The sequence below is a fragment of the Enterococcus sp. DIV0187 genome (assembly GCF_051713785.1).
GTDB classification, from domain to species: Bacteria; Bacillota; Bacilli; order Lactobacillales; family Enterococcaceae; genus Enterococcus_A; species Enterococcus_A avium.
The window spans coordinates 373,784-397,348 of record NZ_JBIOQO010000001.1 but is presented as its reverse complement, the minus strand read 5'-3'; the positions used below and the strand labels follow the sequence as shown (position 1 = coordinate 397,348).

General features: G+C 35.8%; 16 protein-coding genes. 4 read left to right on the top strand and 12 right to left on the bottom strand.

Features of this window, described 5'->3' with window-relative positions; translation table 11 throughout:
* Nucleotides 1-250: 250 nt before the first annotated feature.
* The 12 genes from IGI52_RS01955 to IGI52_RS01900 all read right to left on the bottom strand — a co-directional run bounded on the left by IGI52_RS01955 (nt 251) and on the right by IGI52_RS01900 (nt 20,878).
* Nucleotides 251-808 (bottom strand): hypothetical protein, encoded by a 558-nt coding sequence (locus tag IGI52_RS01955; RefSeq protein ID WP_438780282.1) that lies wholly within the window; start codon nt 806-808, stop codon nt 251-253.
* Nucleotides 809-1,618: 810 nt separating this feature from the next.
* The gene (locus IGI52_RS01950) at nt 1,619-2,455 is read right to left on the bottom strand and encodes a DUF1266 domain-containing protein (protein ID WP_438780281.1); all 837 of its coding nucleotides are present in this window, start codon (nt 2,453-2,455) and stop codon (nt 1,619-1,621) included.
* Between the two features lie 33 nt (nt 2,456-2,488).
* A complete protein-coding gene (locus IGI52_RS01945; RefSeq protein WP_438780280.1) occupies nt 2,489-2,857 on the bottom strand; it encodes a hypothetical protein in 369 nt (122 codons plus the stop codon).
* Between the two features lie 29 nt (nt 2,858-2,886).
* Nucleotides 2,887-4,368 (bottom strand): PA2928 family protein, encoded by a 1,482-nt coding sequence (locus tag IGI52_RS01940; RefSeq protein ID WP_438780279.1) that lies wholly within the window; start codon nt 4,366-4,368, stop codon nt 2,887-2,889.
* A 110-nt stretch (nt 4,369-4,478) separates the two neighbouring features.
* Nucleotides 4,479-8,621, bottom strand: a complete 4,143-nt coding sequence (locus IGI52_RS01935) for a bacterial Ig-like domain-containing protein (protein WP_438780278.1) — start codon at nt 8,619-8,621, stop codon at nt 4,479-4,481.
* A gap of 38 nt (nt 8,622-8,659) precedes the next feature.
* On the bottom strand, nt 8,660-10,096 hold the full coding sequence (locus IGI52_RS01930) for a helix-turn-helix domain-containing protein (RefSeq protein ID WP_438780277.1): 1,437 nt from the start codon (nt 10,094-10,096) through the stop codon (nt 8,660-8,662).
* The gene (locus IGI52_RS01925) at nt 10,090-10,662 is read right to left on the bottom strand and encodes a bacterial Ig-like domain-containing protein (RefSeq protein WP_438780276.1); all 573 of its coding nucleotides are present in this window, start codon (nt 10,660-10,662) and stop codon (nt 10,090-10,092) included. The genes IGI52_RS01930 and IGI52_RS01925 overlap by 7 nt, the downstream gene beginning before the upstream one ends.
* 73 nt (nt 10,663-10,735) lie before the next feature.
* Nucleotides 10,736-17,305: a bacterial Ig-like domain-containing protein gene (locus IGI52_RS01920; protein WP_438780275.1), complete on the bottom strand. Its 6,570-nt coding sequence runs from the start codon at nt 17,303-17,305 to the stop codon at nt 10,736-10,738.
* Between the two features lie 36 nt (nt 17,306-17,341).
* Entirely contained in the window at nt 17,342-17,698 is a 357-nt protein-coding gene (locus tag IGI52_RS01915; RefSeq protein ID WP_438780274.1) for a hypothetical protein, read from the bottom strand.
* A 50-nt stretch (nt 17,699-17,748) separates the two neighbouring features.
* A complete protein-coding gene (locus tag IGI52_RS01910) occupies nt 17,749-18,393 on the bottom strand; it encodes a winged helix-turn-helix domain-containing protein (protein ID WP_438780273.1) in 645 nt (214 codons plus the stop codon).
* A 424-nt stretch (nt 18,394-18,817) separates the two neighbouring features.
* On the bottom strand, nt 18,818-20,029 hold the full coding sequence (locus tag IGI52_RS01905; protein WP_438780272.1) for a dicarboxylate/amino acid:cation symporter: 1,212 nt from the start codon (nt 20,027-20,029) through the stop codon (nt 18,818-18,820).
* Nucleotides 20,030-20,878, bottom strand: a complete 849-nt coding sequence (locus IGI52_RS01900) for an isocitrate lyase/PEP mutase family protein (RefSeq protein ID WP_438780271.1) — start codon at nt 20,876-20,878, stop codon at nt 20,030-20,032.
* Between the two features lie 90 nt (nt 20,879-20,968).
* On the opposite strand from IGI52_RS01900, the gene IGI52_RS01895 reads away from it, so the two are divergent.
* The 4 genes from IGI52_RS01895 to IGI52_RS01880 are packed head-to-tail and all read left to right on the top strand — an operon-like array spanning nt 20,969 to nt 23,539.
* Nucleotides 20,969-21,694 carry an ArsR/SmtB family transcription factor gene (locus tag IGI52_RS01895; protein WP_438780270.1) on the top strand — a complete coding sequence of 242 codons (726 nt, stop codon included), beginning with the start codon at nt 20,969-20,971 and terminating at the stop codon, nt 21,692-21,694.
* Nucleotides 21,695-22,612, top strand: coding sequence for a helix-turn-helix transcriptional regulator (locus IGI52_RS01890; protein WP_438780269.1), 918 nt, complete (start codon nt 21,695-21,697; stop codon nt 22,610-22,612).
* A gap of 55 nt (nt 22,613-22,667) precedes the next feature.
* Nucleotides 22,668-23,144, top strand: a complete 477-nt coding sequence (locus IGI52_RS01885; RefSeq protein ID WP_438780268.1) for a GyrI-like domain-containing protein — start codon at nt 22,668-22,670, stop codon at nt 23,142-23,144.
* 5 nt (nt 23,145-23,149) lie between these two features.
* On the top strand, nt 23,150-23,539 hold the full coding sequence (locus IGI52_RS01880) for a DUF1801 domain-containing protein (protein WP_438780267.1): 390 nt from the start codon (nt 23,150-23,152) through the stop codon (nt 23,537-23,539).
* The last annotated feature ends 26 nt before the right edge of the window (nt 23,540-23,565 follow it).

The following is a 23,565-nucleotide window of genomic DNA, read 5'->3' as shown; positions in this document are numbered from 1 at the left end:
GAAAATACTCAGTATGGGCTGAGATCAGAGCCATAGATTTTGGAAATCAGTCAACTAGTAGCATCCTTTCGTAATGTTTTTTTGATTGCAGATTGGATGCATTTAATCAGTGGGGAAAGATTCATTTTAATATCTTATTTTCGCTATCAATGTCCTTAAAAGTCTTTCTATTTGATTTTTTAACCAATATTTCTTATCAATTCATTTAATTAACAGCATACAGCTTAAAATAAAATACTAATACTCTATCTTAAAAACAACCGTATTTTTCATAATGCTCTCTAGCGAATTCATCTGCATGTGCATCAAAATATTCTGTCGCTGTATTAATATTCTGAGCATTGATCTCATTTTTTAAGTAGCTTTCTTCTTCAACAAACTCACAATAGGCATTTGCAAAATTATTCACTTCTTCCCTGTCACCCCACCAATAAGGATAAATTACCATAAAATTTCCTACTGTTTTAGGAATAACATATTTCGCAAGGCCTCGAAAGACAATCAGATATTGCATAAAAACTTCAAAGCTTGATCCTATATTAATATTATCTAAAATAAGCAACTGTTGCTCTTCATTATATGTTACATGTGCAATCATCTTATCTAATCTATTATTAATAGTATCTGTAAAACGATATCCAAAGTTTTCGAGTAATTTGATTGGATCTCCAATCATTCTTTGATTCATTAAAAACCATTCTTTCCAGTCTAGATAGTCCTCGATATTATTGGTTTTTTCTGAAAATGCTATGTCCAAATCTTCTTTCTTAATCTTTACTTGCAAATAAAATGAACTAAATTCACTCATACATGTGCCTCCTTATTCTCTTTAAAATTTCAAAATCTATCGAAGGTAGCTGAAGCGTATTTTTACAATAGAACGGACAAATACATTGTAGTCACAATCATGAAGGACTTGACCATACATGCTTCTCAGCTTCACACATATATCTGTATATTTTTATTGTATGTGGGAAAAAATTTAAGGAGCTCTACTAAGAAGGCAATGGCTTTTAAATTATTGGAGTCTTTCCCACGCTGATTCAAAGAATCCCCACCACCATTTTCATCGACACTCACTTTTACAGACTGTTGCGTACGGTACTAGCTATCCCAAATTTTGGCGAATATCTCACCCGTACGGATTTTCCAATATATAATTTCGAAATGTAGGTGATATCATGGGATTCTCGGAGGACTAACCTTTTCATGGAATCATCTATAGACACTTTGACATATAGAAGAATTACTTGACCGCCTCTCGACGTGTTAGCAGCCCCTTCAAAATCTGTTAATATGCCATCATAAATTTTGCTTTTCTTATCAATAAAATTTAGGTAATTTCCATCTATTGTCATCCAAGAAAAAAGATAAATAGCCCCCACTAAAAAGATTGAAAAAGCTATCAGTAATAGAGTATCCATTAATCACTGAACCTCTCTAATATCTTCCAGAGCTCATATCATCGTATTTTCCTGCTACTAGGCAGGCCATTAAAACTGTACTTAGGATGCCACCGAGCAGCAAGCCAATTAAAAATAAAATCATATTTCTCCCTCTAATTACCAGTATTTGAAATTTCTATTATGTTTACGATTTGGTTAAAGCCTCTACTAATTTACATTGAGTTCAAGGAGAATTTTTGCCACAAGGTAACTTTTCCTTTTGATCGTTCTTTCTTAGTGTAATTCGTGAATTGACGTTTGATTCGATCAATAAAGATTTCTTGATCTTCATCTCCAGACCAAAGATAACGCCCTAGTAAAAAGGAGAAACTGGCTTCTTCCCAATTTCGGAACTCTGATTTCAATTGTTTAGAAAAATATTCTAAATAGTGCCAGGTTTCTTCTTCTGATAAAAAACCTAAGTTGTAACATACTCGAGCCACATGAGCACCACGGAAATAATCCCACGCTTGGATACCAGGACACTTGTAGATCGCATTTTCATCTATTTCGACTTCGTCTCCATTTTGATTCAGGACAGTGATTCTCTTAGCATTCTCAACTAATTTCAAGAGTCTAGGATCGCTAACCTCTCTGGAATGCAGTTGATCTAGACTAAGAACAGCATCTAATTCTTCTCGATGTCCCGATTTTATCAAGTGTTCTAGTTTATGGATGGCAGAGTCATTATTATAAATATTCCAATCTTGCAGGAAAATCTGCTTCTGCTGTTCAACCGCACTTTTGCTTCGCAGTGCATAAGATTTCAAACAAAACATTGTTGAATAGGGATCAACTGAATACACAGCGGTTGCCGCTAAGTATTTTTGCTTTTTTTCCGGCGCTAGGTTTTGTTCGCCAAATTGATCAAATTTCTTTTCTAATACCAATTTGTAATAAACCCAATACAAAGCAATTGCTCCTATGATACCCCCAACGATTATTATTCCCCAAAAAATTAACGTTCCAAATCCATATTTTGTTACTATTCTTGCTAACACTCTACTCATTTTTTTTCTCTCCTTAAACGATTGTTCATTTGACTAACAATCAAATTGATTTTCTTTTAAATAATCCAAAAATTCACCCTGTCTGTTTCCTAAAGTAAAAATTTTCCGCTGAATTCTAAAAGACCATTTCTGCCCCCTAGCAGTAAATTGCCAAATATCATCAAGTAACCTACCGAATTTTATCTTACGATCCGAAAGCTCATTTTTAGCAAACTCAATTTTATGAACGAAGTGATTCCTAAAAAAGCTAACGAACAAAATCACGACTTTTTCACGATTCACTAACAAAACCACATTTTGTGTAATTGCCGAAACTCCTTGTGACTGTGCATAGCAGCAGAGCATATCCGCTTCTCCATAAAATTCTTTTAATCTGTTCAGCAGTTCAATTCGTACTATCAATACCTTAGGGTTCTCCTTTGCTCACCTATTTATACTTTAGTTACTTCAAAAACATCATTGTATTTCAAGTCGTAACCTGTTCCACTTCCAGTTTTAATATCTATCATAATGATCTGATCAGACCCGTGTTCACTGTTAACCGTAAAGATCAACAAGTTATCAGAAAAAGAATAATCATTCAATGTCGAACTATTAGTCTTTATTGTCCATCTCGCTTCATTTTTTTTTGTATCCCACATGCTGATCAATTGGTTACTGTCTCGTTCAACTGTTTCAGAATGAAGAATAAACAAATTTTTGTCATCTAATAACAAGGGATTCGTCGGAACCTTCATCGATAAAAGGTTTGCAGCAAAAGAATAGGCCATAGAACCAAAGAAGTCATCTTGCGGAACCGAAATGATTTGTTCACTGGTCTTGTCAAGCCCACCTTTCTTTGATAAGGGCTCGGTAATCGAGTACCTATTTGTTTCTTGATTGGATGCATCGACTAAAATAAATTTCGGATCAATCCATTTTTGATTTCCTATTTTGGTAAAAGAAAGTTGTGATGTCTCATCCGAGTAACCAAATCCGTACAAATATTTTGGCGTTTTCTCAAAAAAATCCATACTGTCCAATTCGGGGCCTGTAGTAGAAAAATCTTTGATTGTTTTTGCTTCCTTGATGGTTTTACTTGAAAGAAAGCTCAAATAAGGGAAACGTTGGTCCGCAGAAGCTACAGTCGTTGTATACTCTAATGACGGGGTCATGTTAGCTGCTAGCATTGCCTGATTAACTGCTGAACCCTTTTGATCATTAAAATTAATACTATCATCTGCTAGTTTTTGTGCCTTTAGATTTTTTAAATCAAGCCGATACTGATCACCGATATTCGTTTCAAAGGTCAATTGATTTTTCTCTGGAAATAAACGATACTTTGTCCCATCTGAAGAAAGAGCACCTTTTAGTTGGGGATTTTTCTTGACTAAACTCTCGGAGGTTAAGATCTTTTCTCCCGTCTTTTTGTCTATCCCTTCTAACTCATCTGCCGATCGGTAATACACACCTGTCTCTGTTTCTCCTAAAAATAGTCCCGATACGCTCGACCCACTATGAATCTTCTTTCGCCAATTTTCTTTTGGATTAGTTAAAGATATCTTACTGATGTGGGTACTTATTCTAACTCTATTTATTTCTCCTGTACTTATTGCATCACTAACAGTTTGTAAGGAATAAAAATCGTTTCCTACTACTAGTTGATCAACGATTCCAACCGAGCTAGCATCCATTAACGCAAATGAAATAACTGTATAGAGGATGGCTGGAAATAAAAACGAAGGAAGTATAACCAAGACCGATTTTCCAGCTTTGCGGTTTGGTAAAACTTTGTTTTTAAGTAGAAAATTTTTCAAAATACTGACTACGCAGAAAATGAAAACAAGTATTAGTAATGTCAGAAATAGGTTATGAAAAAAACTATCGTTATATTGAAAAATAAACTTAATCTTATCAAAAAAACTATAGTTCATAGATTCCCTCACTTTCATCTACTTATTCAAATGATTTGGTACAAAAGAAACTGATGCTGCAATAATGCACTTGTACTAGCAGCACCAGCTACAATTCTCTTTTTTATTTGCTAAATATGATTACTTTGATCCTTCTTTTTCTTTCGATAACCCAATGTAAGGCTGGCAAGTAGTAGCATCATCCCGGCTAAATTTAAGAATGGATTAACCGAATCATTCGTTTTTGGAAGTGATTTCTTCCTCTGGCTAGAGCCATAGGAAGTTGTTCCAGAATTTCTGAAGTTTGTTCCATTTCCCGAAGTTGTTTTATCTAAAAGAACATTTTTTGCTGTCTTTTTATATTTGTAGGTTACTTGAATATTTTCTTTTTCAAATTTTCCTTTTTCGTTCTTCGGTGTTTCGATTAGCTCATAATTTTCGATGGTTTTGGCCTTAGTTTCATACGTTTCGCCAATTTTACCAGTCAATTGCTCAGATTTACTGATTTCTTTATTGTCAGTATCTAAGTAACTAATACTCACGGTTCCTTCATCATTGACACTTAACCGATTCTTCACGGTTACAGCAGCAGATTCTGCTGAGGCATCATACGAATACGTCACTTCATATACGCCAACTTTAGTATTATCCATTTTACTGTCATCCACTGTTAGCTGATCAAAACTTACTTCATTTCCATCCTTATCTACTGCACTATCAAAGTTATCTTCCGCTGTCCAAGCATCTCCGACATAGATGGTCGAATCATGAACATTGACTGCTGTCATTCGATCTTTGACCGTAATTTTTGCTGTTGCTGTTACATCCTCATTCGTGTAGGTAACTTCGTAGACACCAGCTTTTTTGTTGTCCATTTTACTGTCATCCACTGTGATTTTATCAAAATCAACAATGTTTCCATCAATGTCTACTGCACTATCAAAATTATCCTCAGCTGTCCAAGCATCTCCGACATAGATGGTCGAGTCATGGACATTGACGCCAGTCTGTTTTTCCTTAACTGTAATTTTCGCAACTGCGGTTAAGCCATCATTCGTATAGGTTACTTCGTAAATACCTGGTTTCATGTTGTCCATTTTACTGTCATCGACGGTTATCTTATCGAAGCTTACTAAGCTACCACTTTTATCTAGAGCACTATCAAAGTTATCTTCCGCTGTCCAAGTATCTCCAACATAGATGGTCGAATCATGGACGTTGACTGCTGTCATTCGATCTTTGACTGTAATTTTTGCCGTCGCTGTTACACCATCATTCGTGTAAGTAACTTCATAGACACCAGCTTTTTTGTTGTCCATTTTGCTGTCATCCACTGTGATTTTATCAAAATCAACAATGTTTCCATCAATGTCTACCGCGCCATCAAAATTATCCTCAGCTGTCCAAGCATCTTCGACATAGATGGTCGAATCATGAACAGTCACTGCTGTTTGTTTGGCTTTGACGGTAATTTTTGCGATAGCAGATACACCATCATTTGTGTAGATCACTTCGTATATTCCAGCTTTTTGATTATCCATTTTGCTATCATCGACAGTAATCTTATCAAAAGTCACTGGGTTTCCAGCTTTATCTAAAGCTGTATCGAAGTTATCTTTTGCTGTCCAAGTATCTCCGACATAGATCGTTGAGTCGTGAACGTTGATTGCTGTCTTACGATCTTTGACTGTGATTTTCGCAATGGCTGTTACACCGTCATTCGTATAAACAACTTCATAGACGCCAGCCTTTTTATTGTTCATTTGACTATCGTCAACGGTGATTTCTTTGAAAGAAACTGAATTACCGGCCTTATCTAACGCACTGTCAAAATTATCTTTAGCATCCCATGGGTCATTTACATAAATCGTTGAGTCATGAACATTGATCGCTGTTTTGCGTTCTTTGACGGTAATTGTTGCGATAGCTTTGATACCATCGTTCGTATAGGTAACTTCATATGTGCCGGCTTTTTTATTATTCATCTTACTATCGTCAACAGTGATTTTATCGAAAGCAACAGGATTTCCATCAATATCCATCGCACTATCAAAATTGTCTTCAGCTGTCCAAGCATCGCCTACATAAATTGTAGAATCATGCACATTCACACCTGTTTGTTTTGCCTTTACTGTGATTTTTGCTGTTGCCGTCACTCCATCATTCGTATAATTTACTTCATACACACCAGGAGTTGTATTATTCATTTTGCTAGCATCAACGGTCAGTTTATCAAAAGAAACCGAGTTCCCATCCTTATCCAAGGCACTGTCAAAATTGTCTTTTGCTTGCCATGGATCATTGACATAGATCGTTGAATCGTGTACATTGACTGCTGTCAATCTTGGTTTAACGGTAATCGTTGCTGTTGCTGTCACACCGTCATACGTGTAAAGTACTTGATAAACGCCAGCCTTTTGGTTATTCATTTTACTATCATCAATGGTGAGCTGATCAAAAGTGAGGGACTTTCCATTCTTATCTAAGGCACTATCAAAATTGTCTTCAGCTATCCAAGCATCGCCTACATAAATTGTAGAATCATGAACGTTGACCGCTGTCAGACGATCCTTCACCGTAATTGTCGCTGTCGCTGTTACTCCATCATTTGTATAAGTAACAGTATAAATACCGGCTTTTTTATTGTTCATTTTGCTGTCATCAACGATTATCTTGTCAAAAGCAACAGATTTTCCATCTTTATCCAAGGCGCTATCAAAATTGTCTTCAGCTGTCCAAGCATCGCCTACATAAATCGTCGAATCATGAACATTGACTGCTGTTTGACGATCCTTCACCGTAATCGTTGCCGTCGCTTTCAAACCATCTACTTCATAATCTACCTTATAAATTCCTGACTTCGAGGTGTTTACCGAACCAGTTACAACTCCGCCTTTGGCGATAAAATCAGCATAATTAGTCGCCACACCGGCCTTATCCAATAATTCGTCAAAATTATCTTTTGCATTCCATGAATCCCCCACATAAATCGTCGAATCATGAACATTGATAGCCGATTGATTCTTCTTATAATAGTAGGTAATCGTTTGCGGAGTGTCCTTATCAATGGTTCCAACTGCATTAGTAGGTAATCTTGTTTCATCAATATAATAATCAGGAATATCTAATTTATATTCTGATGTTGTCGCATCAAAAGCATCTCCATCAAAACCAGGAATATTCTTTGGTTCATGTACTGGATTATTGTTTTCATCTAAATATTGAACCTTTACATTGTTATAAGTTTGTTTGACAACATAGGTTAAAACAATGTTCCCTGAAATATTATACAAGGGGTATGCTCCAGGATGTTCTGGGATATTAGAGGGATTGAAATCCACTACGAATGTTCCCTCTTTTTTTAGAATCATATCAGTATTTGTAAATTCAATCGCTTCTTTGTCATATCCGCCAGATGGGCCTAACTTATTTCCATCTAAACCTGTAACAGGTAAAGGAACAGAAACAGGTAACTGATCAAAGCCTACAACAAAAGTCCCAGAATTCCCTAATAACTGATTGTCGAAATTAAAACTAGCGGCATGGCCTAACGTCATTACCGGAGAGATATCAGAAATATAATTTCTTGATAATACCATTCCAACCAGATTAGAACAGTTTGACAAATCAGGTAGAACAGTAATTTGATTACTCGCAGCGGAAATAATTTTTAACTTCGGCAGCGTTGAAATCACACTTATGTCTTTGACTTTATTCGAAGAAATATTCAAATCTTCTAATTTTGTTAACCCAGTTAAAGGTGTAATATCAACTACATTATTACCACCAATAATTAATTCGATTAAGTTTGTTGCGTACTGAATCCCTTCAAGGGAGTTAATACCTTTATACCCTGCATTCAAGGTCTTCAAGTTCACAAGATCTTCTTGCTTCAAATCTGCGACAATGATTCCTAATCTGTCAGAAATAGCCTGCTGCAACGCTTTGTCCGGCATCCACGAATCAATATTGGTTGCTGCCATTGGCGCTTTCGTTTGTTCTTGACTAGAAGAAGTTGTCTCAGCTGGTTCTTGTGATTCTTGCGTTGCTTCACTTGAGACTGTTGAGCTCTCTTGTGTCGTTTCGTTTTCATCAACTTCTAGTGTATTTTTTGTTTGAAGATTTTCAAAAGAAGAGCTAGTTGTTGGAAGCTCTTGAGAAACACTGGAAGATTCTTCTACTTGTTCCGCAATAGCGATACTGGGAACCGAATCTACTAAAAGGCTGCTTAGTACAACGGTAGTTGCTAATCTAACAAAATATTTTTTCTTCATACATGATCTCCCGACATAAAATAGATTTTTTAATGCTGTTATTTTTTCTTTTGAGCGTCATATTTACTATGCGAGATAGTAATCACATGATCGCCGAATATCTCCCAATCTTTTGCTCGTGGTGGCGATAACCAAATGATCGTTTTATCCAGTGATTCTTGACTCACTATGTGATCTGAAAGAATTAGATCCGTATCTGGTCTTAAATGAGTATGAAACTTAAAGTTAAAATTAGAGAAAGTGGCGATGTTTTGTTTGATGAATTCGTTGTACTCATCGCCGTGAATAAAATTCACGAAAATATTTATCTCCGATCCAATTGTGCTATAAGGCATAATGTTCACAATTGACAACAGTAAATCAAAGAAAAACGAGACCTTGTTATATCTAATAAACTGTTCTTCCGCTATATTTTTTTTTATAAAAGTAAGGCAGCTATAAAAATATTCCGGAAAATTTTCTTGGAAATAAGTCAGATCAATATCCCTTACAAAAATATCTTTGAATTTATCGATATATAAATAATCAAAGATTGTATTATACAGCTTCTCGTTGCCAATCAGTTCACTATTAAGTGGTGAACTAATTGACGACTGAAGTTCCTTATATAAAGCATCCCCATACTTTTTACACTGTTCGAAATCTCTCATTATTCCATAGGTTTTACAGTCAATCTCTCGAATGTTTCCGATTAATCCAACGATTTCTTGTTCTTCATCGTCTATTGCTACCCCCACTTTATTCAACCAATCAGTACAGATTTCTACCAATTGGTCATTATTAATACTTATAGGGTAATACGTTTTACTTAGTAAATATTTTCTACTACATTGAATGCGAACAAGGCTCACAAAAACATAGTGTTTAAATCGACTTGAACTTGAATAGTGAGGAATAGATTTTTTTAATTCCGTTTCTAAATGTACCAAATCAGTCTGAGAAGCAAACGAATAAATGGAAAAGTTGTCCTTACATACCTTATAAAACAATGCTGAGAAAAACTGACGAATCAGCATCTCATCTCCCTGGATATTTCCCTTGCTATCAAGTGAAAGGTCAAATTCCTTTAGCTGCTGATTGACTCGATCAAACAACCGATGAACACTCGTTCGACTAAGATAGTTTTTTTCAGAGTAAGATTTTTTTGAACCAAATTTATTGAAGAAAATACTTTTCAGCAGTAAGAATTCTTGAGACTGACTCAAATATTCTTCTTCTAATATGTTCGAACTTACATAATACTGTTGCTGAAACTCTACTTGATCCTTGTCAATTGTTATATGAAAACTATTATCCATCGGAAGGTGAAGAGCATCCTCATTTAATTCTCCAATAAGACTTTTAATCAAGTAATTAGTGTATCCTAAATCCTTTTCAAGCTTAACAAGTTTAATAGTGGCCCCTAGATGTTTTTCTAAATATCGGAATAGAATTAGTTTTGACTGACTTCTTTCACTAATAAGCTTGTCTAACATTTTTCTATTCTCCTTTGTCCAAATAGTAAAGTGCCCGACAAATAGTAACCTAAAACCATTCTGTTAAGATGCCTAGCTCCCCCGCTGGCTAATTTTTCTGGTTCAAATTCTGGTTCTGGCTTTTTAAATAAATCTTCATTTAAAACAATTGGAGCATATTGATATCTGGATTTTTCGGACAATATTTTGGATTCAAGTTTTTGCATAGGAGAATCTTCTACTTTAACTGTTGCAATTGCGATTCTATTTTTATATTCAAAATGTACTTGATAGGTTCCAGCTTTGTTTACATCTACATCAGAGGAAACCGTAATCTCTTCAAAATCAAGTGGATATCCATCTCGGTCAAAAGCATCAATAAAACAATCTTTTGCCTCCCACTTTGAATGAGTATCGATTTTTATATCTCTTACATTTATTTGAGATAAATCTTTTTTGACAATAATTCTAGCTTTTCCTTGAGCAGGGTTCTCATCAATAGCAAATACTTGATTTTCAGTACTTTCTAGAATCAGAATTAGGAAAGATAATGTAAATAATACTTTTAAAAATTTTTTCCCTTTCATGAGAGATGCTCCTATCTTCTTACTCAGAAAAACTGTGCCAAAAAATCTTGGCACAGTTTCTTACAACTTCAGATTATCCTCTTCTTCGTTTACTTCTGAACCAAGCAATTATCGAAGCTACACTAATGAGTGAAGCGCCTGAAACAATTGGCACAAGTGAATTTTTCTCACCTGTTTGAGGATAGCTCTTTTGACTTGAAGTTACTGTACGACTTGTTGTATCTGGTAGTGTATTTGTTCTAATGTATGATCCTGTATTTCCCGATTTACCTGTTGTCTTATTAGGAGTTGAACTGTTCGAAGTGTCAGTTGATGTATCTTTTTTCTTATCTAACACCTGAATTTTGGCAATTGCTGCTAATGAGCTAGGCAATTCCGTCCCGCCAGTTCGACTTTCTTTTTTCGGTGTTTCCAATGAATAGGTGACTTCATAGGTTCCAACTTTGTTCATATCGACTTTACCAGAAACAGTTAAATCACTGAGTTCTAAGCCATTTCCGTAGCGATCTGTTGCAGATACAAAATTATCTTTTGCTTCCCAAGTTTCTCCGATATAAACAACTGTGTCTTTTACTGTAATACTTGCTTTATCTTTCAAGACAATAACATTGGCTGTTTGACTAACTTCTCCTTGTGTAAAGATCAATTTGTAAGTGCCTGCTTTTTTCGTATCGACGTTCTCTACGCCAGTTACTTTGATATCCTTAAAAGCAACTTCATCGCCGTCTTTTGTTGTTGCGCTGATAAAGTTATCTTCTGCTTTCCAAGCATCGCCTTCATAGATGGTGACATCTTTGACTGTCAATGTTTCCTGATTCTCAATCACATGGACTGTCACCTTTGCTTCTTTCCCGTTGAAACTATAAGTAATATCGTAATCTCCAATTTCACTCACGTTGACTGCATCAGCTGATGGACCAGTCACTTGATCAAAGGCTACTGCTGTTCCTGCTTTATCTGTTGCTCCAACAAAGTTATCTTCTGGCTTCCATTTGCCGCCTACGTAGATTGTAGAATCTTTCGCCGCTATACTTGATTGATTTTTTAAGACAGTCACTTTACCAATAACTTGTTGATTACCATATTCATAGATCACTTCATAGATACCTTCTTTTGAAGCATCTACTGTGTCATCTCCCGTAGTTTTAACATCTGAAAAATCAATCGTAGCTCCATCTTTTCCAGTCGCATTAACGAAATTGTCCTCGACCTTCCAAGCATCACCTTCATAAATTGTGACATCCTTAACAGTTAATGTTTCCTGATTTTTCACCACATGAACAGTAACTTTCGTTTCTTTTCCATTATAGCTGTAGGTGATTTCGTATTTCCCAATCTTTGATACATTGACGGCATCACTAGTAGGCGATGTTACTTGACTGAAATCTACCGAAGCACCAGTTTTGTCTGTTGCACTGACAAAGTTGTCTTCTGGGTTCCATGTGCTGCCTTCATAAATCGTTGAATCCTTTGCAACAATACTTGTATGGTTCTTCAATACGGTAACTTTCCCAATCGTTGTTTGATCGCCATAAGCATACGTTACTTCATAGACTCCAGCTGCCGCTGTGTTTACTGTATCAGTATTCGTTACTTTGACATCTTTAAAGTCAACCGCATCGCCATCTTTCGTTGTAGCATTTACAAAGTTGTCCTCTGCTTTCCAAGTTTCACCTTCATAAATTGTAATATCTTTCACGGTTAGGGTTTCTTGGTTGGCAACTACATGGATTGTTGCTTTTGCTTCTTTTCCGTTGTATTTATAAGTAACTTCATAATCACCAACTTTTGCCACATCAACTGCATTACTAGCTGGTCCGGTCACTTGACTGAATTCAACAGATGCGCCAGTCTTATCTGTTGCACTGACAAAATTATCTTCTGGCTTCCATGAGCTGTTGATATAAATCGTTGAATCTTTCACAACAATACTTGTTTGATTTTTCAGAACCGTTACTTTTCCAATAGCTGTTTGATCGCCATAAACGTAAGTCACGTTGTAATTACCTTCTTGATTTACGTTTACCGCGTTATCTCCAGTTACAGTGATATCTTTGTATTCTACCTTTGAGCCATCTTTCGTCGTTGCACTCACAAAGTTATCTGTCGCAGTCCAAGTCTCTCCTTCATAAATTGTCACGTCCTTAACCACTAAGGTCTCTTGATTCGCTACTACATGAATCGTGGCCTTCGTTGTTTTGCCGTTAAACGAGTACGTCACTTCGTAATCATCAACTTTAGAAACATCCACAGCATTTTTGGCAGGTGCGGTAATTTTACTGAAATCTACTGGTGATCCATCTTTATCTGTTGCCGAAACAAAGTTATCTTCAGGATTCCATGTACTTCCAACATAAATCGTTGAATCTTTCGTTGTAATACTTGTTTGATTTTTTAGAACAATTACATTTCCGACAGCCGTTTGTTTTCCGTAAGTGTAGGTTACTTTGTAGGTTCCTTCTTTTGTAGTGTCTACGTCATCAACCCCAGAAACTTTTACTGAAGAAAATGCTATTGATTTACCATCTTTATCCGTTGCCGAAACAAAATTGTCCTCAGCAGTCCATGAATCGCCTTCGTAGATTGTTACATCTTTTGCCTTTAATGTTTCTTGACTAATTACTACATGAATCGTCGCTTTGGCTTCTTTTCCGTTATAGCTGTAAGTAACTTCGTAATCCCCTGCTACCGCAGTATTCACTTTATCAGCAGTCGGTGCCGTTACTTTATCAAACGTGACTGGTTTTCCGTCTTCATCCTTTGCACTTACAAAGTTGTCTTCAGGATTCCAAGTATTTCCTAAGTAAATCGTTGAATCTTTAACAAGAATTTCTGTTTGATCAAGCTTCCAAACGGCATAAAGTGTTACAGAGCCTTTTGCCTTGTCTGTCAGATTTTTGACAGCCGCTTTGTTCTTAACTTCTACTGCACCGGAATCCTTCGTTGACCAGCCTTGGAAAATGTAGTTCTTTCGACTAAATGTATTCTCAGGAAGTGTCTTCTCCACATCATATGTCATCGGTAGATCAGCCATTGTGCCAGTACCATCGTTGGCATCAAATGAAATTGTATACGTATTTGCTTTCCAAATAGCATAGACTGTTTTGTCCGAAGTAAAGCTGATTTTCGAACCATCCTTAAAGTCTTCTTCAGTCGCTACATTTGAACTGCTCCATCCAACAAATTCATAGCCGGTACGTTTTGGTGTAGTTACTGCGGATAAATCTACTGTATCACCAAAACTATACTCTTTTTTCACTTCATTCGGCTTACTGCCAAAGTTTTCATTGTAGGTGACATGGACTGCTTTCGCTTTCCAAGTAGCCTTCAAGTCAATTGTGGTTTTTGAACTACTACTTGTAAAGTTAATCGTAGTTCCGGGTTGATATTCTTTCTTCGCATCATCCTTATCAACCCATTTAACGAATTCGTATCCTGTCAATGTAGGTATGGTATCTGGAATTGTTACAGAACCGTCCCCATTGACATCAAGTAAATCACTTTGACTTTCAGGAATATCTGTCGCATTCTCAACGCCTTCAGGCAAATAAGCTGGTAAGTTTTGATCAAAATTAATTTGTGCAACTTCCGTACTAAAGACAATTGAATCGCTCTTCGCATTTAATGTTGTTCCTGAGCCTTCCTCTTTTGCGGAATATTGGAATTGATTGACCGCTTTTTGATTATCTGCATTAGGGATTAAGAAATTCAAAACTGTATCCAAACTATTATTTGGTGCAACAACTTTTGAACCAAAATCAATGAAGACTGCTGTTACATCAGATACCTCCGCTGGTTTTGATGTAGTAAAGCCATAAGAGGCAATTTTTGCTGCATCCCATTCCTGTAAGTTAGACTCATAATTGGGTAAATCAGAAACAGGTTTTGTCGTGTAATAAACAGTCGCACCATCGACACTTTCTAGACCATCAAAGGAAACATTCCCCGTCGAGCCACGCCCATCGTCTGAAGAAGGCAAGATATCGTAAAGTCGAACACTGCTAAAGTTCGTATTCCCCGTATTTTGAACCGAGGCTTTCATCTGAGGAGAACCACCTTTTTCTACAGCAAAATTGGTGATATTTGACCAATCGTCAGAAGAAGCTTTTCTTCCGGCAGTTCCACCGTTTAATTTTGTTGCATAAACGACAGTTAATGGTGTGTTACCACTAAAACCTGTGTAAGAACTAGGAATTGAATTGTCGAAGCCAAAAGATTTTGCTACAGCGTCACTTAGATTATTAGTTCCTCCAAATTGTGCAAATGAAGGGATATTATGACTAGCCGTAGCATATAAAACATTGTATGTTCCAACTTTTGTACCCGGTGCTACTTTAAATTTTAAAGGTATAGAAAAACTAGGGGTATTTCCATTTTGTTTAGCAGTATTATTTGTCTCAAATTTATAATAATTATATTTTTCATCTGATGAAATTAATGATACTTTTACTGAATCAGAGTAGTTTGTACCAGAAATTAAATCAGTATAGTCTTTATAAGAGGTTGGATCCTGAAGTTGTAGCTCTTTAGGGATACTAACTCGAATCTCTGGATTAACCCAATCACCTACAGCACTTGCTAGATTGTATCCTAGAATATTATAGTTAACAGTCTCACCTGGTTTTTTATCGGTAGAGTCACTGCTAGTCACAGCTACTTTTGCATCAGTCATAAATGCAGGTGTATAATAGATATTTCCTATTTGAGATTTTTGTTGTGTAGGTATTGGTGCCTTACCATCCTTCTCATCGTCATAATCTAATGTCCAATAAGTAGTGGTTTTGGTAACTGTATTCGTTGCTATTTTTTTTCCATCAGGCCATGTATCTGTATCCCAGTTTTTTGCTGTATAACTGATTTTGAATCCGTTTTTTGAAGGAAGTTCCCCTTCCGTATTTCCATCTGTCCCCATGGGTATTACTACAATTTCACTGATAAACTCGCTTTCGTTCAGGTTAGGTAAGGCAATCTCTACTTTTGTAGTACCTGCCCCACCGTCAACCGTTCGGGTATCGCCTGTTTTTGCATTTTTTATAATAACCTCGGTTCGATAGTGACCCTGTACAGCCTCACTATCATTCGGATCAATTACACCAGCTAATACAACTGATTCATAATTAAGTTTTTGACTAACCGTTTCATCTTGATAAAGTGTAAATTTTGTATTTTTTATCGGTTTTTTTCCAGTATTTTTAGTTGTTTGATTATGAGTATAGTTATATCCCGTATTCATCGACCTACTTACAGACAAAGGATCTCCAAGTGCAACTAATGCTTGTGCACTACCACCAGTATTATTGGTAGCAGGAATGTATAAGTTCCACTCATCTAAGTCTGACTTTATATATTCTTTAGCTTCCTTTACAGTAGTGACTTTTCCGTTTATTTTTTTGTAGGTCATTCCTAGTGTTATATTGAAGGTGTCACCCTCATTAATACTAGCTGGTGGTGTAAACTCGGCGTCTACCATTCTTCGGTTGTCATTGATGTTTCCTGCATATGCCCATACGGGGAAACTAGTAGAATTATCTTTCATTTTGGTTGAATAACGTGTATACCCTGTCGGAATATCTGGATTATCAGCAGATGTTTTCCCATCTTTTCCAAAAACATTAGTGTAAACAGAATTCATAGTTGAACCTGTAGGTACTTGTACCCACATTTGATTGATATCCTCATTTGACATATCTAACAAACTATACTGATTAAACCGATTGAAAAGGTATCCACGAGTACTAATTGGTCCACTATTATATTTTTCATCAGTTGGACTAAATCTTTCCACTGTAACCGAAAAACCATCCACAGCGTTTGATTCAACATTTATTACATTTGTACTGCCCATTTCTGTTCTTTCTGAATCATAAGTAGTAGCCTTTAATCCTTCCCAAATAACTTGATCAGCAGGTATTTTCGCGTTGTAATCTTCATTGAACTTAAACCGTAAATTCAACGTTTCAACTGTTGTGGTTGTTTTCTTTAAATGAATAATTAATTTGTTTTCATCTAATTTTTCTTCATAAGACTCCACAATTGAATCCTCACTAGGTGTTCCAGGATCAACAAAGCTAAAAATTGCATCTGTCATTGTGAAATGCTCAAAAGTCGGATTTGATTTATCTGGTGTAAAACCATAGGGTACTTCGATCGTTGCACCTTCAACACCTGCTTGGCTAATTGATACTGCTAATGCGACAGTCAATTCTGTTGGTTTTACCCCTGAAACAGGATCCGTATAAGTTTGGAATTTTGTAGGCGCATTGATTCCGACCTTAATACCATCTGTTTGAAGAGAACTTTTTTCAGCTTTCGTTGCTTTTTTTTCTTGATCTTCTTCGATCGAACTTCCTTCGGTTTCTGAATCTGTATCTTTTTCTATAGAAGTGTTAGAGTCGGCTTCTTGTTCCTCTTCAGTAACTTCATTTTCTGGTTCTTCCGAATCGGTAGTTTCATTTAAAGGTTGATTCGTTGAATTGAGAATGTCTGTTTCAAGTTCTGATTTAAGATTAGTTTTAGCGGTTTCATTATCCTCCTGATCAGCGACTGATGTTTGTGTTTGTTCAGCAAGTCCCACTACAGGCTGAATTACAGGATTGAATGCAATTATTGCCGTACCTATAATTGTAATTGATTTTTTCTTCATCTAAACTCTCCTTAACTATAAAATTTTGAAAATAAATCAACCCACTTTTTCCACTAAATAGGCTATTGCTTCACGCAGTTCGACCAAAGAAGCATTGTCTAAAACATATTTATGAGACTCACCTATTAGTACCTCAGGTATTTCTTCTACTTCACGAAGAAAATTGTATGTTTGATCATGAAACTTAGAAAAGAGTTCATTTGTTTCTCTATCAGAAATCGTTTTACTTATTACGCATACATTGAATTGGTTGATTATTTTTCTATCAGGATCATGTTCTAGATAATCCTTCAAGTATTTGCTACTAACGAATACTTCATGGCCTAGAGTTTGGAGCTTTTGTTGTTTGCTCTTTTCAGCTAAAATATTTTTGGTGAGTATAAGAATTTTCATTATCTTTTTCGTTCCTCCCTAAGTTATTCATTTATTGTTTTTGGCACCGTTTAACTAACCTTGCTAAACGCGTACCCTCTTCCCCACAAAGTTTTAATTTCATGTGACGACATTGAACTGGTTTTCATTTTGATGTTAATTCTTTTAATAAGTGAAGAAAGTTGAGATTTACGAGAATCCGTATAGTCACTGTCCCAAACATATCTACATATCTCCTCACGTGATAGAACATCGTCTTCATGTTCAGTTAGAAGTGAAAACACTCTTTGTTCATTTGTACTTAGTTGAAGATCCGTATTTACCATATGATGTTCTTTCTCTTTATTAGAATCCATTTGATGCATCCTAATCCTTGCTTCTTTACTTGATACTTCAAGCTTCTCTTTTAGATCTTCTAAAGCTTCGTCTCTCGTTATATAAATTTTTTCTAAAAGCGAGGTGCTCTCTTTACCTAAAAGAGAATCACATACAAAGATTATTCCTATCGCCCTTTTTGTAGCATGTGATTTTATTTCTTCCTCTTTGCTTTTCGGAATAGTATTGCTTACGATATACACATCAAAATTAATATGAAAAATATCATTAACGTTAGTAAGAAAACTTTTATTTACAAAAACTTCATGGCCTAATAATTGTATTTTACTTTGTAATTTTTCCTCAGCAAGAATGTTTTCTGTTAGTAGCAAAATTTCCATAATTAGAATTCCTCCTCAACATAATTTAATTAAAACTAAATATAATAATAATATGAATCACTTATTTTCTTGCTACAGTTTAAAATAATATCATATCATGTATTAATTGTATATTTTTTTAAATGTACGTGTCCATTTTTTTAATCCTACGATAAAAAAATTGGTCACTTCACAAATAATTACATTTTTAAGTTAATTCATTTAAGCAATTAATATTATTAACCAATAGTGAATTTTTAATCTATACTGTTGAAAAATCTGAAAGTCTTTATTGTTAATTTCCGCATTATAAAAGACTACATTTGGTAATGTAGCCTTTTATTCTTTAAATTGTTCCAGATTTAGTTGCTATGCAATGCTCTCTGTTGTTTTCAAAAGACTGTTTTATTGAAATCAATTGATGATATACCTCTCTTTATAATTTTCACTTTCTGTTTAATAGAAGTCTGTCAACAATAATTGCACTAGGAATGTTACCCACAGAATTTAATACTGTTGCTGGTATATCGAACACCGTACTTAATAGAATAACGATCGCCATCATTTCATTAGGCAAATTGAAAATTGAGATCATCAATAGTGCTGCAGAAACCCCTCCACCAGGTACAGTACCCATTACGATTCCTGATAAGATTGCAGTAAAAATTACTAAGGCTAATGTAGGTAAGTCCATATAATTAATATTGCAAAGACTTAAAACTAACAAAATTTTTAAAACACTTGCCCCTGTTGCACCATCTTTATGGATATTCGCCCCTAAAGGTATGATTGTTCTAGAGACATCCTGATCAATTTCCAATTGGTCACAGGCCTTTAGATTAGCTGGAATACATGCTGAACTTGATGCCGTAGCGATAGCTGTCAATACTGGTACAGTACTAAATTGCCAAAACTGCTTTAGCTTAGTTAAACCTCCCGAAAAAAAGATTACTATACTGTAGAAAATGCCATAAAACAAAAAAGAAAACAAAAGAAAGAGTACAAAAATCTTCGCATAGCTCTTTACTATTGTTGCCCCAGTTTGGCTAAGACTATATGAAAAATAGCAACCAAAACCAATAGGAGCAAATTTCATTACTACTGACATCATTGTGTATAAAAGGTCGGTAGTTAACGAAAAGAAGGCATTTATAGGTTGAGCTTTGCTTCCCAGTTTCCGAATTGAAACGGCTAACAAGGCTGAAAAAAGCAACAAGGGTATCATATTCTCTGAATGAAACAGTTCTGGGAGATTTTTAACAGAAATCATACCAATTATTTTTTCTGAAAAATCCACGTTATCATTTACTTTCGGCAGTGTTTTTAAAATCAAGCTGTTGTCAGTGTCAATCATAGAGGGAAACGACATTCCTAGTAGTAATGCAATGAGACTTGCTGCTAAAGATAGCAGTAAAAAAGTGCCCATACCTAGAAACAGAATATGTTGCGCCTTTTTCATTGTTTTAGTTGAGATAATGGCTGAAACAATACTAAAGAAGATCAATGGTGCCACTAAAACATAGAGATAATTGAGATAGCTGCTTCCTATTGGATACGTAATTACTGAACTCTCAGGATAAATAACCCCAACGGCTCCCCCTATAGCAATACTTATCAGAAGGATAAAGGAAGATTTATAGTTTGCTAGGTATTTCATCTATTCTCCTCCTTCATTCATTTCGTAGAACTGGTTCACAAAGTCATAAGACAGTGTGTCAGTCAACAACGACTCAAACGCATTTTCTCTTATCTTTTCACTTTCGTTGAATAAGTTATGGATACTATTTCTGCTTAATGAAGAGCCTAAACTCACTCTTTTTACTCCTAACGCATGTAATTGAGCTATATTTTTTAAATTCTTACTTAATAAAACATTTATTGGTCCATTTACCTCTTTCACCAATTTTTCTAACTCATTGAATGAAATATTTCCTGGAACGAATACGCAATCGGCTCCCCAAGAAAAATAATTATTCGCCCGTTCGATCGTCGCAGCTAATCGTCTCCTTTGATCACCAATCTCATTCCAATAGATATCTGTTCGCCCATTGATCAAAAAATTAAGGCCTAGCTCTTTTTTCAATTCGTTCATACAATCAAGCTTATTCTTCATGACTTGCGTATCAGAAATTTTTTTATTGGGCAATCCGTCTTCAATGTTGAGGCCGACCGCTCCGGCAAATAGTAATTGTTTCGTGTTTTCGTAGATCTCGCTATCATTTTCCCCATAGCCTCTTTCAAAATCGACAGATAGCGGAATGGTAATTCTGTTCGTAATTCTCCTAACAGTTTCCAGTAGAATGTTAAGTGGTAATTCTTCACCATCGGAAAAACCATTCGCAAAAGCAATTCCCGCACTAGTAGTCGCAAGGGCTTCAAAGCCCCTATCTTGAAAAATCCGCGCTCCACCAGTATCCCAAATATTTGGCAACACGAATACTCCCTCTCGCTTGTGCATTTCTTGAAATTGAGCTGCCTTGTCTTTCTGATTTTGAGTAATAATCATTCTATTCACTTCTCTCTTCTGATATGATGATTAAAAATTACCATAAAGATACTTTGATGGCGGTCGAAGTATAGAAAAGAGATGAAACGAATGGATGGCACACCAAATCTTCCCGAAACAATCCAGCTTATTGGTGATCCTACAAGAATAGAATTACTGACAGTTCTGATTGATAATCGCTATTATACAGTCACTGAGCTTTCAAAAAGAACGCACGTCTCTCTCAGTACGACATCCTACCATTTAAAAAAATTGTCTAACATGGGATGGATCGACACCTATAAGCAAGGAAAAAATGTCTACTATGGACTGATTAACGATTCTATTGCCAACATCATAGAATTATTAATGACAATCTCCGCACCCAAAAAAATCAATTCCTATAATCAAAAGAAAGAGTACTTGGAAATAAAAGAAGCACGCACCTGTTATTCTCATTTAGCAGGTGAATTCGGAGTAGGGTTATTTGATTTCATGCTAGAAAAGCATTATTTAGAAAAGAAAAATCATGAGGTTAGTATGACTGAAGCAGGCGCTGACTTTTTCAGAAGGATTGGTATAAAAGCGCCGGAATCCTTAAATGGAAAGCTTTGTATGGATTGGAGTGAACGAAGATTCCATCTTGCGGGGCCTTTAGGTTTAGAGATTTGTTCAACCTTTTTACAACAGGGTTGGATCGTAAAATCTACTAAAAACAGGAGTATCATTTTGTCAGCGGTTTCTCCAGAATGGCTGAAGACTATCTATGAAAATTCAAAAGGAATGCAAATTCATAATAACGGATCGCACTCTCACTCCAGGACAATGGTGAACTAAATGAAAAAAATAGAACGAATACTGGCAATTATTGTGCTGCTTTTAGAAAATGACGTTATCACTACTTCGGAGTTAGCGGAAAAATTCGATGTATCTAAAAGAACTATTTTTCGAGATATTCAAACAATTGAAAATGCCGGCTTTCCGATCAGCTCCAGCTATGGTCGAAATGGCGGCATCTCTCTTATTGATTCCTTCAAGCTACGATCATTAAGCTTTACCGAGGTTGAAAAGAAACTCATTTTAGATTCCTTAGTGATCAACGAAAAAATAATTGGTGAAACTATTGAACCAAGTGTTTTGAAAGAAAAGGTTCGACTGTTAGCAAATGTTTCTCTAGAAGATCAGTCATTGTCGCTGGGCTCTCCCACTGTTCATCGCGCAGCGATTGAACATCATATCTATGCTATAAATAAACAAATTCGCCAAGCAATGAATCAAAAACTAAAAGCAGTAATCACATACATAGATGGACAAGGTGAACAAACAACTCGGACAGTCGAACCTCACGAGTTGGGACTCTTCAACGGAAGCTGGTTTCTACGCGCCTATTGTGAGAAGCGACAAGCTTTTCGTTTTTTTAAAGTAACTAGAATTATATCCTTTGCTTTGACCTCTGAAAAATTTAATCTGAGAATTGATGACAAAGTCGACCTTACTCCTTCCAAAGAATTTCAAATTAAGTTGGAATTCAAAAAAGTAATGTTAGGCAAATTGTATGACTACTATTTGGATGATGAACTGCAAATTTTTGAAGATAAAATACGTGTACATTTCTCCTCTTCATCCATTGAAGAAACTGCCACCTACCTTCTTCGATTCCATGGAAATGTGGTTATTTTAGAACCAGATGAATTGAAGCAAGAATACACACGAATCATACAAAAAATAAATAATTCTCTAAATGATGACATATAGCTGTCACTATTGATAGTGCATACTATCAATATAAAAGAAAAGGCGGCGATATTTAATGAATCGACATTTACAAAAAAGATCAGCATTTAAAGTACTCGGTTTTAAAAACCAATTTTCAGTTATTGATAATAAAGAAAATTTTGAAGAGATCGCTTCTATGTGGGCGGCTTTGACTCCAGAAAAAATGTCTCAGCTACTATCCGTTTCTGACGGTGAAGTGAATGGCTTTTTAGGTGTTTCTGATGAATGTGGGGAGGGAAACTTTAACTACGTTATTGGAACAACTAGTAAGGTAGATGCACAAGAAGGATTGGACCACATTGATTTTCCTGAAGCTGAATGGCTTAAATTCGAGTGTACAGGTCCTATTCCGAATGCTATGATGGATTTAAAAAAAGAAATTATTTATAACTGGTTGCCAAACTCTGAATTTCAGCAATTACCACTCCCTCGTTTCGAAATTTATTTTCAAGGAGATATGACTGCTGACTCATACCGAAGTGAATTATGGATACCTGTCAAAAGGAGGTAACACAAATGGAATCTTTTTCTGACCTTAACGTAAAAAGAAAATTTGATGGATACCCATCCGTTAAAAGAGAAGCTTTACTAGAAATCCGCCAGTTGATTTTTGATATTGTTAGAGAACTATCCTCTGATGGAAGCATCATAGAAAGTTTGAAGTGGAATCAACCTTCCTATGCCGTGAAAAAGGGAACACCTATCCGCTTAGATACTTTTGGTGAGGATAAGATTGCCCTTTTCTTTCATTGCCAAACTCATCTTATTGAACAATTTCGCGAAATGTTTCAAGGAGATTTAGAATTTTCTAAAAATAGAGCAATCATTCTTGATCCTACTCAGCCACTACCAATGGATGATTTGCGTGTGTGTATCCAAATGGGCTTAACTTATCATCGCACGTAGATGGTCGGTTCCGATGATTTAAAATA